The 15,153-nt window shown below is 61.1% G+C and carries 11 protein-coding genes; 6 read left to right on the top strand and 5 right to left on the bottom strand.

Features of this window, described 5'->3' with window-relative positions:
* Positions 1–154: 154 nt before the first annotated feature.
* The 4 genes from AC4BCK_RS01080 to AC4BCK_RS01065 form a co-directional block, all read right to left on the bottom strand.
* Entirely contained in the window at positions 155–1,783 is a 1,629-nt protein-coding gene (locus tag AC4BCK_RS01080) for a class I adenylate-forming enzyme family protein (RefSeq protein ID WP_366279936.1), read from the bottom strand.
* Positions 1,784–1,977: 194 nt separating this feature from the next.
* Positions 1,978–3,465, bottom strand: a complete 1,488-nt coding sequence (locus tag AC4BCK_RS01075; protein ID WP_366279934.1) for an aldehyde dehydrogenase (NADP(+)) — start codon at positions 3,463–3,465, stop codon at positions 1,978–1,980.
* Between the two features lie 88 nt (positions 3,466–3,553).
* The gene (locus tag AC4BCK_RS01070) at positions 3,554–4,744 is read right to left on the bottom strand and encodes a CaiB/BaiF CoA transferase family protein (protein ID WP_366279932.1); all 1,191 of its coding nucleotides are present in this window, start codon (positions 4,742–4,744) and stop codon (positions 3,554–3,556) included.
* Between the two features lie 85 nt (positions 4,745–4,829).
* The gene (locus AC4BCK_RS01065; protein WP_366279930.1) at positions 4,830–6,191 is read right to left on the bottom strand and encodes an MFS transporter; all 1,362 of its coding nucleotides are present in this window, start codon (positions 6,189–6,191) and stop codon (positions 4,830–4,832) included.
* 379 nt (positions 6,192–6,570) lie between these two features.
* Here AC4BCK_RS01065 and AC4BCK_RS01060 point away from each other — a divergent pair, with 379 nt between their 5' ends.
* Positions 6,571–7,749, top strand: coding sequence for a zinc-binding dehydrogenase (locus tag AC4BCK_RS01060; protein WP_366279927.1), 1,179 nt, complete (start codon positions 6,571–6,573; stop codon positions 7,747–7,749).
* Here AC4BCK_RS01060 and AC4BCK_RS01055 read toward each other — a convergent pair.
* Positions 7,680–8,456, bottom strand: a complete 777-nt coding sequence (locus AC4BCK_RS01055) for an IclR family transcriptional regulator (RefSeq protein WP_435896742.1) — start codon at positions 8,454–8,456, stop codon at positions 7,680–7,682. The genes AC4BCK_RS01060 and AC4BCK_RS01055 overlap by 70 nt on opposite strands.
* Before the next feature lie 239 nt (positions 8,457–8,695).
* Here AC4BCK_RS01055 and AC4BCK_RS01050 point away from each other — a divergent pair, with 239 nt between their 5' ends.
* From AC4BCK_RS01050 to istB, 5 genes are all read left to right on the top strand, one after another.
* Positions 8,696–9,775 carry a hypothetical protein gene (locus AC4BCK_RS01050; protein ID WP_400586673.1) on the top strand — a complete coding sequence of 360 codons (1,080 nt, stop codon included), beginning with the start codon at positions 8,696–8,698 and terminating at the stop codon, positions 9,773–9,775.
* A 36-nt stretch (positions 9,776–9,811) separates the two neighbouring features.
* Positions 9,812–11,029, top strand: coding sequence for a CaiB/BaiF CoA transferase family protein (locus tag AC4BCK_RS01045; RefSeq protein WP_366279922.1), 1,218 nt, complete (start codon positions 9,812–9,814; stop codon positions 11,027–11,029).
* 361 nt (positions 11,030–11,390) lie between these two features.
* Positions 11,391–12,467, top strand: coding sequence for an ornithine cyclodeaminase family protein (locus AC4BCK_RS01040; RefSeq protein WP_490566472.1), 1,077 nt, complete (start codon positions 11,391–11,393; stop codon positions 12,465–12,467).
* A 74-nt stretch (positions 12,468–12,541) separates the two neighbouring features.
* Positions 12,542–14,071, top strand: coding sequence for an IS21 family transposase (gene istA / locus AC4BCK_RS01035; protein WP_237428196.1), 1,530 nt, complete (start codon positions 12,542–12,544; stop codon positions 14,069–14,071).
* The gene (istB, locus tag AC4BCK_RS01030) at positions 14,068–14,856 is read left to right on the top strand and encodes an IS21-like element helper ATPase IstB (protein WP_237428195.1); all 789 of its coding nucleotides are present in this window, start codon (positions 14,068–14,070) and stop codon (positions 14,854–14,856) included. Before istA ends, istB begins: the two co-directional genes overlap by 4 nt.
* Positions 14,857–15,153: the final 297 nt, after the last annotated feature.

The following is a 15,153-nucleotide window of genomic DNA, read 5'->3' as shown; positions in this document are numbered from 1 at the left end:
TGCTGGAAGTGTTGGTCCTTGTCATTACTCTTCTCCTGGAATGGTAGTTGTCAGTGCAAAAAAATCCGTTTGGGTCCGCAGCCCGGAGTCCACCGCAATTTGGGACGGAAGTTAACTTCCTGGGCATGCTGGGTTATGGGTTATGGGTTATGGGTTATGGGCGGAAAGACGATTCCCAGAATCGGGCGAGTTCGCCCGCCAACTGTTGGGTCAAGAGGTTGCGGCGAATCTTTCCGACACTCGTGGAGGGAATCTCGGATCCGAAGATGACAACCTTCGGGCACATGTGCGGCTGGAGGCGTTCGGCGCACCACGTTAGAAGCTCCGCCTCGGTCAAGTCCCCTGCCGCTATGACGAAGACGGCGATCTCTTCGCCCTGCCAGCGGTTGGCGAAGGGAACTGCAGCAGCGCTGCGAACGAGCGGATGGCTGGTCACGACTTCGTCGATAAGCTGGGGCGCGATGTTCAACCCACCGCGTACGATGCTTTCCTTAAGGCGTCCTTCCAGGAAAAACCAGCGGTTTCCGTCGGCTCCACGTTCCCAGTAACCGCGGTCACCGGTGTGGAACCAGCCCCCTCTGAAGGCTTCGGCGTTCGCAGAGTCGTTGTTGTCATAGCTGTTCATGAGCATGCCGCCCCGTGCCACGATTTCGCCTCGCACCCCCTCATCGCAGGACGCCCCGTTGGAATCAACGACATCAACTTCAGCATGGGGAACGGTCACGCCGATGGAGCGTCGAAGGTTGGGCTCAAGATGGCTCCCAGTCAACGGCGGTGTGGCGGTGAGTACGGCGGTCGTTTCAGAGAGTCCGTACAATTGGCGTACCCGTATGCCGAACCGCTGCTCGAACTCCGATGCGGCGGTGGCCCGGAGTGGCCCGCTGCCGGATATCACTTCCTTCATGATTGGCGAGGGGGTTTCACTACTCTCAGTGGCGAGTAGATACTCCAGCACCGTGGGCACAATGCTGCTTGTGGTGGCGTGGGTCTCGGCAGCAATCGACCAGAAAGTGCTGCCGCTGAATCGGTCCGCCAGCACCGTTGACCCCCCAACGAACCAGGGCAGGAAACTATTGATGAGCAGGCCATTGGCATGGCTGATCGGTAGTACCGTCAGTACCCTGGTCTTGGAATCCCAACCGAACGCTTTTTGCATGGCATCGCAGTTGAGCAAAATGCTTCTCATGGAAAGCACGATCGCTTTGGGCCGACCGCTGGTGCCGCTGGTGTGCATTCGCAGCGCGGGAGCGTCCAAGGGCGCAGGGTCCGTGCCCGTTGATGGTCGTTCCCTGCGCTGGGTCGACATAAGCCCTCGAACCACGAGGGGTTCGGCGCACCCAGAGCGCATCACCTGGGCCACCGATTCAGGACCGGCGTCTACGCCTACCCACCGTGCTCCCGACTCTTCCAGGATTTCCTTGTGCCTGTCATCCTCATCCCGAGGGTCAAGGGGAACGAGGCAGCCACCGAGCAGCCATACAGCGAATGTTAGGGCAAGCGTCTCAGCGGAATTATGCGCCAAGACGGCCACATTATCACCAGCCTTCACGCCGTGGCGGATCAGGTCGCTGGTCACGTTGTACACCGCATTTCGCCACTGATCGACGCTCCATTCCGCCCGGGTTCTCTGGCCGCGGCTGACCGCGATGAGGAATGTGCTGTCATCGTCCTTCCGGCTGCGGAAAAAGTCGCCGAAATCCGCCCAGGGAGGCGAGTATTCGTCGACGTCACGCCGGGCGGCAAATTCGGTCACCGCTGGCCGGCAGCGCTGCTCAGTCATCATGGGAGAACCTTTTCTGCTTACGGACCGCGCGCCCCACTTTTCGGGGCCCGCGATGCTAAGGGTAAGAAATTAACAAATACGCCACGCACGCGACCATGTTGTCTAATATGTCGATCAGCGGTTGATATATGGAACGATATCGTGGGCCGAGTCACACCGCAACCAAGATGGCTAGCTTGAGAACAGGTTGCCCGTTAGAGGCCGGCCGGCGGATTCTGAACCTGCCCGTTAACTCGGCGGGCAATGCGCAGGGGATTTGCATCCTGCAGTGCAGCAGGCAGGAGGTGCTGTGGCAGGCCTTGATACGCGACTGGTCGAAGAAAGCGAAAGATGGAGGCGGTGCCCACCGACGTCGATGTGGTCGATGTCGTTGCCGGATAGGGACCGCCGTGTTGTTGAGCGTAGGTTACCGAGACGCCGGTAGGCCATTGGTTCCACAGCACCCGCCCCGCCTTCCGGGCCAGGAGCCGGAGCAGCTCCGGGGCTATGGCATCGTCATCTTCCCCGTGCACGGTGGCGGTTAGTTGTCCGTCAAGGACCCGTGCAATTTGCAGAAGTTCCGATTCGTCCTCGTAACTAACAACCAAAGCTGCCGGTCCGAAGCACTCCACCAGGAGTTCCTCCGGTGCAGCCAGCGCGCTGGCAGTGGTGGTTTGCATGAGTGATGGTCCGGGCGGGCTGGCATAGGCGGTGTTTCCCAATACCAAAGGCTTGATGTCTTTGTGCCCGCTGAGGGTCTGCAGGGCTTCGGCGTATCCGGACTGTATGCGGTCGTTGAGAAGCAAGGCGGCCGCCGGATATTGCGCGGTGGCCAGGCCGGAGGCGATGGTTGACTCGGCGGGTACGAGCAGGATTCCTGGTTTCGTGCAGAATTGTCCTGCCCCGAGTGTGAACGAGTCCACGAACTCTGTAATGATCTGGCTGCCGCGCTTGCGGGCAGCCGCCCGGGTGACGAAAGTGGGGTTGACGCTGCCCAGTTCCCCGTAGAAGGGAATCGGATCCGGACGTGAGTTGGCGAGATCGAATAGAGCCCTCCCGCCGGGAATGGAGCCGGTGAATGAGCTGGCTTTCACTCTCGGATCAAGGAGCGCATCTCGCCCTGCCTGGGTCCCGAAGATCACAGCGAACAGGCCTTCGGGGGCTCCGGCCTGGACGAGGGCAGCGGTGACGATGTCTGCAGTCATTTCCGAGAGCCGGGGATGACCGGAATGTGCTTTGACGATGACGGGGCAGCCGGCGGCCAGAGCCGATGCGGTGTCGCCGCCGGCGACGCTGAAGGCAAAGGGAAAATTGCTGGCGGAGAAGACCAGTACCGGGCCGATCGGTTCAAGGGTTCGCCGGATATCCGGCCTTGGCCCCATGCCCCAATCCGGGTCTGCTTGATCGATGCGTGCATCAAGGTAACTGCCGTCGGCAATAACCTCGGTGAAAAGTCGGAGTTGGAAAGTGGTGCGTTTCAGCTCCCCTCTCAGCCGTGCATGGGGGAGGTGAGTTTCGTCGTGGGCGATCTCTATGAGCTCATCCCCGCAGCGGTCAAGATGATCGGCGACCGATTCCAAGGCGGTGATGCGTTCCTGCGGTGAGCTCGTGCTCCAGCTCTGGGCAGCGTCTGCTGCCTGGGCCAGAATCGATTCGAGCCTCTCAGCTGTCGTCGGTGCGGGTGTGATGCTGGTCAGTGCCATATGTTCCTCGATGTGGATTGCCTGCGGAGGGATCCTGTTTAACTGCGGCCCTTGGTACAAGAGTGATCGTGGGTGCTCGGAATGTGTGTCACAACGGCGGCCAACTCAGGCCTGTGACGGCGGTGCTGTCACTCTGTGCTGCGATGGCGGCTGCCGCCTCAGGTTCAAGACCGTTGCGAAGCAGTACTGTCTGGGTGCGTGGCCGGGTGTTGGTTTCCCGACGTGCGGGTCCCTTTGAGAATGCCGGGACCACAGGCACCGAATCGAGAGCAAAGTTCGGATCCCTGCTGATGATCTGCTCAAACGAAGCGAGTTCGTGTGGCTCGAGCACAGGGGTGACGCAGGCGTCCACCTCGGCAAAGACCGCGGTCCACTCCTCCATCGTCTTCGTCGCGAACGCCCCTGCAAGTGATTCTTCAATGATCGGCCACAATGCCCGGTCGAAGTGGTCCGGTACGTCCCCAAGGCCAAGCGTTTCCCACAGCTGTGCGAAGAAGGCCCTCTCCAGGGCCCCGACCGCCACGTAGCGGTGGTCCGAGCAGCTGTAGCACCGATAAAAGGGCATTGCCCCGTTGAGAACGCCCTCGCCGCGGCGTGGCAGGGTCGGAGTATGCCAGTCGGCAAAGTTCATGGCCATCATCGACAGGACACCGTCCACCATAGCGGAGTCAATGTAACGTCCTTTACCGGTCTTTGACCGCTCGTACAAGGCGCTGACGATGCCGAAGGCGGAGAGCATTCCACCGCCCCCCAGGTCGGCGACAAGGTTCAACGGGGGAACAGGTGGCTGCCCGGCCGGGCCGAACGTACCGAGTGCGCCCGCGATGGCCAGGTAGTTGATGTCGTGGCCTGCCCGCTGTGCCATAGGGCCCGTCTGACCGTACCCGGTGACGCTGCAGTACACCAGACGCGGGTTGATGGCGGACAATTCCCCATATCCGGCGCCCAGCCGGTCAACGACACCGGGCCGGAAACCCTCCATGAAGACGTCCGCGTCGGCAACGAGCTGCCGCAGGGCTTTCCGCCCGCCATCAGTCTTAAGGTCAAGGGCTATGAAATCCTTGCCCCGGGACAATGACGGGACAGGCAAACCTGAGCGGCCGCCGCCTATGGATATCACCTCAGCGCCGAGGTCTGCCAGGAGCATGCTTGCGTAGGGCCCCGGGGCAAGGCGGGTCATGTCAAGTACTTTGATTCCTGCCAGGGGTCCTGCTGGAGAGTCGCCCTTTTCGTTTTCGCTGTCGGGACGGGCACCCGCTACGTCTATGAGTTCAGTCAATGGAGATTCCTTGCTAGGTGGTGTGTGGTGTCAACGGAAGATGACCGCCACTATGTCGCTTCGTGGAAATGGAATAGGGATCGGTTCAGTCGTCCGCGGTTTGGCGGCGCTGAGATTCCATTTGTCCGGGGTAGCTGGCACGGCTGGCGAGGGGCTCCGGGTCGTACTTCTTGCCCAGTTCAGACAGCTCCAGTCCGTGCGTTTCCTTCATTGCGATCACACAAATGACAGAGATGAGGCACATCGCAACCATGAACAGTGCTACGCCTTCGTAGGATCCGGTTTCTGCCATCACGTATGCGGCGACGATAGGGGTTGGTGCGCTGGCAGCCAGGGTCCCGATTGTGTAGCCGAAGGAAATACCGGAGTACCGGATTTTTGTCTCGAAGGCTTCGGCATAAAAGGCTGCGAGGGGTCCATAGGAGGCCGAGAAGGCGAGGCAGAATATTACGAAGCCCAGCAATGCAAGGGTGTAGGAACCGCTGTTGACGAGCCAGAACCATGGGAACGTGAACGCCAGCATGGCGATGACGCCGCCTAGAAACACCGGTTTGCGCCCCAGCGCGTCTGATAGTTTTCCGAACAGTGGTAGCGCCACAAATGTAACGCCCATGGAGATCAGAACGATGCTGAGCATCTCGTTGCGGTTGAACCCGACGGTCTGAACGCCATAGCTCAGGCCAAAGACCGTTGCTCCATAAAAGGTCACGCCAATCGCGAAGTACGAGCCACAGGTCAGAAGCAGCTGCTTGGGGTAGTGGCGAAGCACAACACCGATAGGCATCTTTTCGACTTCATCCTGCTTTTTCACTTCAGCGAAGACTGGGCTTTCAACAACTTTCAACCTGACCACAAGCCCGATCACGACAAAAACACCGCCGATGAGGAACGGGACCCGCCAACCCCACTCAAGAAACGCTTCCGAGGACAGTCCGGCCATCAGCAGGAAAACGGCGTTGCCCAGCATCAAGCCGGCGGGAACGCCCATCTGCACCCAACTGCCGTAGTAGCCCCGCTTGTTGGACGGCGCGTGTTCCACTGTCATCAGGATGGCGCCACCAATCTCCCCACCCAAGGCAAGCCCCTGCACAAAGCGAAGAGTCACCAGAAGCAGCGGCGCGGCCAGGCCAATGGTCTCGTAGCTGGGAAGAAGGCCAATAGCAAGCGTAGTGACGCCCATTAGGGTCAGTGTGATGATCAGCATTGATTTTCTGCCGACTCGGTCACCAAAGTGACCGAAAACAATTCCACCCAGAGGTCGCGCTATGAACGCTGCAGAAAACGTCGCAAAGGAAAGCAACGTGCCGACCAGTGGATCGAATTCGGGGAAAAAGATCTTGTTGAACACCAGACCCGCGGCCGTGCCGTAGATGAAGAAGTCGTACCATTCGACCGTGGTGCCGACACCACTGGCCAAGCCGACTTTCTGTATTTGTGTCATTGCCATCTAATGGCCTCCTTGCCATTTGGTGGGATGCAGCCCCTTAGGACGTCCCAACGATGAGCCTTAGCTTCGTCTAAGATTTCAGACAGCTTCCGGTATATAGACAGAATCGTTGCACGCGACGGGGAAACGGTCAACCCTCCCTGCCTGCTCCACGCGTTCGGCCGGCATGGACTTTGGGGCCGGACTGCGCGGCACCACTCCTTGACACTGACCTTGACCGCTCCAAAGAAGGTTACTACTCTTGTTTACTATTACAGACAGCGTCTGAAATATCGTACAGCTCGCGCTGAACTGACCTACGCACTTGAGCCGCTGTTAGTGGCCCATAGACCTGACATCAGGCGGCGCCTGACGTCGGCTACATACCAAGGAGAGCCCCATGAAAGCAGCAGTCCTATTTGAGGCGCGGACTCCGCTCCGGATCGAAGACGTTAAGTTGGATCCTCCCGGCCGCGGCGAGGTGAGAATCAGGATCCAGGCGGCTGGAGTATGTCACAGCGACCTTCACTACATGAACGGTGACCTGAACGGGAAGCTGCCGGCAGTCCTCGGGCACGAGGGGGCTGGTGTTGTGGTGAGCGTGGGTGAGGGTGTGACCCGGGTTTCGCCTGGCGATTCTGTTATCACCACTTGGCGGCCCCGTTGCGGTGACTGCGAATTTTGCACCAGCGGCAGGCCAGCCTTGTGCGTAGCCGGCAAGGTCCAGGCAGCCACGGGCGGCCTCGTAGACGGGACCTCGCGCCTGAGCCTGAACGGGCAGAAAATACACCACCTCATGGGCGTTTCGTGCTTCGCCGAAGAATCCGTGGTTTCCGAGCGCTCCGTCATCCGCATCTCACCTGAGATACCACCGGAAATTGCCGCCATCACCGGATGTGCCGTCATCACCGGCGTTGGAGCAGCACTAAATTTGATGAAGGACTCCACAGGCGAGGCAGCCCTCATAATCGGAGCCGGCGGAGTCGGACTAAGCGCCGTCATGGGCCTGAACCTTATAGGCGCCCATCCCATCATCGTGGTAGACACTGTCGACGCCCGGCTCGAACTCGCCCGCGAAGTCGGCGCTACGCACACGATCAACTCCGTGAAGCAGGACCTGGCGGCGGAGATCGCACGAATATGCCCAAGCGGACCAAAATGGGCGATGGACGCCGTAGGAATCCCCGCCACCCTCTCCCAGGCAGTCAACAGCGTCGGCACCTCCGGCACCGTAGTGGCCGTGGGCCTGGGCAAAACCGGAACATCCTTCGAGGTTCCCGTCAACGCCCTCGTTCAGCAGGAAAAGCGCATCATCGGAAGCCTCTACGGGTCATCCAACACCCTGGTGCAAGTACCGAAGATACTCGACCTGTATACGGCGGGCAAGCTTCCACTGGAGAAGCTGATCGGCGAGAGGTTCGAGCTGTCGCAGATTAACGAGGCCTACGCCGCCCTTTCCACCGGAGCAACAGGACGCGCCGTCATTCTGCCATCGACTCCAACTCCGGACTACCGCACGGACAGCGACCCGAGGTTCGTCGAAATCTCCCGGGCCCCTTTGACGACGAGCTTGACGTAGTCCTCCCTCTGCTTCTCGCCCCACCGCAGAGTGGGAGTGGAGATGCTCATGGCAGCGACACAGGAACCAGCGCGGTCAAAGATGGGGGCAGCGACACAGGCGACGTTCTCGTTGGATTCGCTGTTCTCCTCCGACCATCCCCGTTCCCGCGCCGTGGCCAGCTCGACTAGCAGCCGCTCCCGGCTATTGATGCTTTGGGCAGTCATGGCAGGAAGAGCCGCGTCGTCAGGAAACAGGGCGTCCAGCTCCTTGGGAGGCAATGCCGAGAGCAACATCTTCCCTCCTGCGGTGCAGTGGGCGGGAAGGCTGCTCCCAACATCTGAGACAAGGCGAATGGAGTGCGTACTGTCGATCCGCACAATGAACACGGCAAACCGTCCCTCCCGGACGACAATCTGCACGGTCTCACCGCACTCCGCAGCAATCTTTCGGGCGCTTTCCCGACCCAAGGCGGCCAAGTCAAGTCCACGTTCGTAGGCACCGCCCAGACGGAAGGCCCGGACCCCCAGGACATAACGGCTCGGTGGTTCCGAAACCGCCTGAAGATAACCCCGATCCGCCAGGGCACCTACCAGCTCATGCGCACTGGCACGGGGAATACCGAGCCTCTCGGTGATTTCGGGAACACGGAGTCCGTTATTCGGCTCCAAGAACAACTCGAGAATATCCAAGCCCCGCCGGAGCGCGGGGGCGGTGGTGCGGTTCATGTTATTCCCAATCGTACGGGGCGATTACCGGATTGGTAGACGCCACATAAGCTAGACACTAGACTCTATAAATATTAGACGCTGTCTGAAGTATCAGACAAGTTATGCAAAGTTGCATAGCCCACAGACGGTATCAGAGCCGACCCCACCATGGACAAAGGAGTTGCATGTCGTCGTTACAATTTTTCGAAGCCCAATCGAGGATGCTTACACGTATTCAGGCCACCAGAGATGCGGGGTTGCCCGGCGTTCCTCACTGGGCGGATACGGAGACCGGGGACTGGACCACCACGCCGGACGGGGACTGGACCGGTGGCGGCTGGGTTGGACAGCTATGGCTGGCGCACAGCATCGACCCGGCCAACTTCAGCCTCACGGACGCACACCGCGCCCTTGAGCTCATCACACCTCGGATGCACAAGCAGACCGTCTTTAAGGGTTATGGCTTCTACTGCGGCGCTGCCATTGGTCACTTACTTACTGGCGATCGACACGCCCGCGAAACAGCCCTGCAGGCGGCAAAGTCCCTCGCGGAGATGTTTGATGAACGACTCGGACTCATACCCTTGGGTGAGGACGCTGAAGAGGCATCCTCAACCGGTGCGGCGGAAAGCAGCATCGATTCACTTCTGGCCAGCCCCCTCCTGTTCTGGGCTGCATCCGAACTTGACGATACCCGTATGGAGGACGTAGCCGTCCGACACACGCAAAGGGTGCTCGAGAACCATGTGCGTACGGACGGCTCGGTCGTCCAATCATCGACTCTGGATCCATCGACCGGCGCCGTCCTCAAGACCCATACCCACAAGGGATACAGCGACACCAGCACGTGGGGCCGCGCTCAGGCCTGGGCCATGATTTTCAGCGCGCACGCTGCGGTGGTTCGCCCCGCCGAGCCTCAATGGCGGGAATACGCGGTACGCACGTCCGACTGGTGGATCGCGAACGTTCCGGCGGACAAAATACCCTTCTGGGACTTCGCGGATCCGGCCATCCCTGACACCAGCCGCGACACGGCCGCCGGCGCGATTGCCACCGCCGCCCTTCTTCGGCTAAGCCATGCCCTAGGAACCGAAGGCGGCTCGCCATACGCACAAATTGCCCATGAGACTGCATCAGCCCTTGTCTCCGGCTACCTGACCCCCTGCCGCCCCGATGACACGAGGCCCGTCGGCATCCTCACCGGAGGGTGCTTCACCCGCAGCAACACGGTCAGAAGCCTGGACGCCGCAACCGACGTTGAACTCATTTTCGGCAGCTACTTCCTCTTCGAATCATTGGCCATTCTCGCCGGGTCCATCCCAGCCGGCCGCATCTAACACCGCCCGAAACCCAGGCACAGGAGCAGAACCACTATGACCGCTACCCGATCCCTCCCGCTGGCAGGCATCCGCATTCTTGACTTCAGCCAAGTCCAGTTCGGCCCGATGGCAACACAGATACTCGCGGACTTCGGCGCTGAGGTAACCAAGGTGGAACGACCAAAACTCGGTGACATCAGCCGCTCAATCGACGTCCGGTCCAGCGGCATCGAAGATAGCGCCAGCTTCCTGGCAGTAAACCGCAACAAGCGCTCCCTCGTCCTAGACATGAAGGACCCCCGGGCCATGGGAATCGTTCACCAACTCCTGGAGAAGACGGACGTCATTGTCATGAACTTCCGAGCCGGCGTGGCCGAGCGGATGGGCCTGGGTTATGACTCATTGCAGGAGAAGTACCCCGGCCTGATCTACGCTTCGGGAACAGGTTTTGGCGAAACCGGGCCCATGAAGAACATGGGCGGCCAGGACATGGCAATCCAGTCATTCAGCGGATCCACCTGGCACAACAGAGATGGAGCAGGCCGCCCAGGGATATTTCCGATCCCCTTCATCGACTTCGGGGCAGGCATGGCCCTCGTGCAGGGGATATTGATGGCCCTCATCGAACGGTCTTCCTCCGGCAAGGGCCAGCGAGTGGACGTGTCGCTACTGGACACCTCCCTCTTCGCTCAAATGAACGAATACACCCAGTGGATGATGAGACGCTTCGAAATCAACTGGGAGCGGGATAACCTCGTCGGCTCATTCAAGACCTCTGACGGATGGGTCAACATCGTGGGCCTTTTTCGTCCCGATCCACTCGAAGCCGTTTGTGACGCTTTGGGCATCGACAGCCTCACCAACCGACCTGAATACGCAACCTCAAAACTCCAGATGCAGAACAGGGAAAGTCTGTGGTCGATCCTCGACAACGAGCTAAGCAAATTCACTACCGATGAAGCCGTGCAGAGACTCAGTGCCAGCGGCGTCCTTTGCGCACCCGTGTTGGACTACGACGAAGTACTGGCCCACCCTCAAGTCATAAACAACGACATGATCCGGACAGTGAATCACCCCATGGCCGGGACTATCAAAGTCATTGATAACCCAATCCGCATGTCGGCTGCGGCAAGCCGTGACTATTCTCCGGCACCACTGCTTGGACAACACTCGGAAGAAATCCTTACTGAACTTGGCTACTCATCCTCCGCAATCGAGGAACTGCGCACTGAAGGGCTTGTCAGCAGCCCCTCCCGACCCAGCTTCGCTTAGCCCCCAAAGCTGGCAACGGCCCGGCAGTACCGCAACAACTGCCTGCCTCCCCTGAAGCCGGGATCGGTGGCAGATCCCACTAATGCCCTCAGCAGAGGAAGCAAGGACCGTTGCCATACCGGAGGATTCGGGGGTGGCACTCATCCGCTGCCCTCGGACCCTTCCACCATCCCGCCCGTCGAGGCAACCGGTTTAGCCCTACCCGGCTCAATGCACCAGTCAGAGGCTTGAGCTGCCCGGCTGGTCCCATAAACCCCGCGTATTGGTACCAGGACCTCTCAGGACACCGATGGAACATACGATTCAGGAATAGAGCGCAATGGACTTTGCTACCCCGCCGCCCCGGCCACGACACGCTCCCATGTTCATTGGCAGCTCTGATATCAAATCCGTAGCCCTCTCAGATGCCGTCAACCAACTTGATTCGTTCCTGAAAGAGGGCTTTGATCCAGAGCAAGACGGTATCCGTTCTCGTCTCGATACCCCGCAGGGGCAACTCCTGCAGATGCCCTCAAGCTGGAGAAACTACACGGGGACGAAACTGCTAACCATCACCCCCGCTAATGCGTCATCGGGCTCCCCCGTCATCCAAGGCGTTTATGTACTGTTCGGCGGCCTCGATCAGAGACCTCTCGCAGTCTTCGACGGTGGAGCGCTGACGAATCTGCGCACCCCCGCAGTGTCTGTTCTGGGGGCCCTTAAGCTGATGGCGCCAGGACCCAAGAATCTCCTTATTTTCGGTACAGGACCGCAGGCCTGGGAGCACGTCAAAGCCTTCAGCAGCATGATCACGATCAACCGAGTCGGCATCGTGGGTCGGAATGCAGCCGCCGCGGCGGTAATGGCCGCCCGTGCATCAGCAATGGGGATGACTTCCAAGGTCTGTAGCATCGAGGAGGTCTCCGAGGCTGATCTAATCATCTGTTGCACAAGCTCAGCGGAGCCCCTTTTCGACGGTTCCCGGGTGAAAGACACGGCCGTAGTCATCGCCATAGGTTCACATCAACCGGACCGGCGCGAGCTGGACGATGCCCTCCTGGCACGAGCAAGCATCTGCGTCGAGTCATTACGCAGTGCACAGCTCGAAGCCGGAGATGTCATCCAAGCCATGGCTTCAGGTGCCATCCCTGGGCCCGATAGTCTCATCATCCTCGCGGACCTCGTTTGCGGCCGGAAACAGGTCCAAACGAAGCAACCCGCGGTGTTCAAGACAACGGGGATGCCTTGGCAAGATCTCGCCATAGCAATATCTCTCTATGAGGTCATTTGTGATGAAAGCATGACACCCTTCACCTCTGTTCCAGGGGGCTTGGCTGTTAGCGGCCATGAAAAACTGCCCATAGGCGGCCACGAAAGTGCCCGCTGGCGGCCAGCAGAACTGCCCGCCGGTGGCCATGAGATCTGCCCACTTCCTTACTTGTTCCTGCCGCGTCTTTAAGCGGTGGGGGCCTCTCCCTGCGGTTTGATGACGGTGTCTAAGCGCACCAAAAGCGAACCAGGAAGAGGCCCTGTATGAAGTCTGACGGAGAAATCATGGAAATTCTTGCTGCCTACGATCTGACCGGATCGTTGCGCGCCACCGCGGAGCTCACGGGCTGCTCGCACCACACCGTTGCTAAACACGTCACCGCCCGTGACGCGGGCCGGCCGATCGGGGAACCCGCGGCCCGCGGCCGGGTCACCGACGCGTTCCTGCCCAAGATCGAGGAATGGATCGAAGCCTCCAAGGGCCGGATCCGGGCCGACAAGGCCCACGAAAAGCTCCTCGCTCTGGGCTACACCGGTTCGGAACGGTCTACCCGCCGGGCGATCGCGCAGGTCAAAGCCGCGTGGCGGCTGGGCCACACCCGCGTCCACCGGCCGTGGATCACAGAACCGGGGATGTGGTTGCAGTACGACTTCGGCGACGGGCCCCGGATCGGCGGGGTGAAGACCATCCTTTTCGTGGCCTGGCTGGCGTTCTCACGCTTCCGCATCGTGATCCCGCTCAGGGACAGGACCGCGCCGAGCGTGTTCGCGGCCCTGGACCGGTGCTTCCGGATCCTCGGAGGGGCGCCGACCTATGTCCTCACGGACAACGAGAAGACCGTCACCACCGCCCACGTCGCCGGGGTCCCGGTGCGCAACCAGCAGACCCTGGACTTCGCCCGGCACTACGGGGTGACCGTGCTGACCTGCCAACCGGCGGACCCGGCCACCAAAGGCGGAGTCGAAGCGTCCGTGAAACTCGCCAAGGCCGACCTCGTGCCCAAAGACACCAACCTCCGCGATGACTACCGCACCTTCGCCGAGCTCGAGGCCGCCTGCACGGCGTTCATGGACGAGGTCAATCACCGTGAGCACCGGACGACGCGGCGGAAACCCGCGGCCATGCTCGCCGAGGAAGCCCCGCGGCTGCACCGGATCCCGGACACCGCCCACACGGTCGCGTTCGGCCTGGCCCGCGGCGTTCCGGAGAACACCCCAATGGTCACCTTCGAAAACGCCCAGTACTCCGTCCCGGCCCACCTGCTCGGAGCCCGGGTGTTCGTCCGCACCCACGGCACCGGGCCCGGCGAGCAGGTCATCATCGTCCACCACGGCACGACCGGGCCCGTCGAAGTCGCCCGCCACGAACGGGCACGGCCCGGCAGCCCCGCCATCAACGACGAACACTTCCCCGGAACCCGGGCGAAGCTCCCCGGCGACTACGAGGTGAGGGCCCGCAGCGCGGACGAGGCCGCGTTCCTGGCCATCGGCGAAGGCGCCAGAACCTGGCTCGTCGAGGCCGCCGCGGCCGGGACCGCAAGGATGAACGTGAAAATGGCCGAAGCCGTTACGCTGGCCAAAATCGCCGGCACTGATCAGGTCGACCGGGCCCTGGGCGACGCCGCCCTGCACGGCCGGTTCGCGCACCCGGACCTCGCCTCGATCTTGAACGCCAACATCCGCCGCACTACCACCCACGCCGCCAACGAAGCCACCTCCCTCACCCAAGGAACAGGGGCGTGGGCCGCGATCGGCAACCCCGCAACCATCACCACGCCGGAGGAGGCCCGATGAGCCCCGTCACCACGACCAATACCGTGGCTCCGCCGCTACCGGCGGACCTGGAGGCCCTGATGCGGTCCCTGAAAATGCCCCACGCCCGGGCGCTGGCCCCGGACCTGATCGCGACCGCCCGCGCCCAGCGGTGGGAACCGGCCGAGGTCATCAAGGCCCTCTTCACGGAGGAAGCCGCCGGCCGGGCCCGGTCCATGCTCGCTTCCCGCCGCAAAGCAGCCGGGTTCCCGACCGGGAAGACCTTCGAGGCGTGGGACCCTGCAGCGTCCTCCATCCCGGGCCCGACCCAGCAGGCACTGCGGACCCTGGAATGGATCACCCGCAGGGAAAACTTGGTCGTCTGCGGGCCCTCGGGGACGGGGAAGACGTTCTTCCTCGAAGCCCTCGGCCAGCAGGCCGTCGAAGCCGGAATGCGGGTCGCTTGGTTCAGGCTCGAGGACCTCGGCGTCCTCATCCGCGCCCACCGAACCGATGACAGCGTCACCCGGGCCGTTGCCCGGATCCTGCGCGCCGAGCTCGTGGTCATCGATGATATTGGTCTGTTGCCCGTGGCCACGGACGCCGCCGAAGGCCTCTACCGGGTCGTGGACGCAGCCTACGAAAAACGCTCCGTCGCGATCAGCTCCAACCTCCACCCCGCCGGGTTCGATGAGCTCATGCCCAAAACCCTCGCCACCGCCACCGTTGACCGACTGCTGCACCACGCCCACGTCTGCCAGACCAGCGGCGATTCCGTCCGTCTTACCCAGGCCCTCGCCGGAAAAGGAGTGACCCGCTTGAACTGACCAACCCAACGATGGCCGACCCCGCCGAAACGAATCAGTGGGCAGATCTGTTGGCCATAACCGGGCAGTTTTACTGGCCACCAGCGGGCACATCAACTGGCCGCCCATGGGCAGAACGTAATGGCCATTGACACTTGGCCCTGAAATCGGCCTGCTCTGAATGAAACCGGGCATTCGTGTTAAAGGGCCCCGGGATTCCCGTCACATGTCGTGGATCGACGGGATGAATAGACGCTATTGGCGCGTGGACTACCTGAAGCCAAATTGTCACTCGCACACTATGATGGATATATCCGA

This window comes from Pseudarthrobacter sp. As-47, assembly GCF_058215595.1.
Note: the sequence above shows the minus strand (reverse complement) of the source record. Positions and strands in the feature narration are given on the sequence as shown.

Excerpts from the sequence above, each read along its gene's own strand:
- AC4BCK_RS01080 (WP_366279936.1), bottom strand. The coding sequence starts at position 1,783 with ATGATGACTGAGCAGCGCTGCCGGCCAGCGGTGACCGAATTTGCCGCC.
- AC4BCK_RS01075 (WP_366279934.1), bottom strand. The coding sequence starts at position 3,465 with ATGGCACTGACCAGCATCACACCCGCACCGACGACAGCTGAGAGGCTC.
- AC4BCK_RS01065 (WP_366279930.1), bottom strand. The coding sequence starts at position 6,191 with ATGGCAATGACACAAATACAGAAAGTCGGCTTGGCCAGTGGTGTCGGC.
- AC4BCK_RS01060 (WP_366279927.1), top strand. The coding sequence starts at position 6,571 with ATGAAAGCAGCAGTCCTATTTGAGGCGCGGACTCCGCTCCGGATCGAA.
- AC4BCK_RS01055 (WP_435896742.1), bottom strand. The coding sequence starts at position 8,456 with ATGAACCGCACCACCGCCCCCGCGCTCCGGCGGGGCTTGGATATTCTC.
- AC4BCK_RS01045 (WP_366279922.1), top strand. The coding sequence starts at position 9,812 with ATGACCGCTACCCGATCCCTCCCGCTGGCAGGCATCCGCATTCTTGAC.
- AC4BCK_RS01040 (WP_490566472.1), top strand. The coding sequence starts at position 11,391 with ATGTTCATTGGCAGCTCTGATATCAAATCCGTAGCCCTCTCAGATGCC.
- istA (WP_237428196.1), top strand. The coding sequence starts at position 12,542 with ATGAAGTCTGACGGAGAAATCATGGAAATTCTTGCTGCCTACGATCTG.
- istB (WP_237428195.1), top strand. The coding sequence starts at position 14,068 with ATGAGCCCCGTCACCACGACCAATACCGTGGCTCCGCCGCTACCGGCG.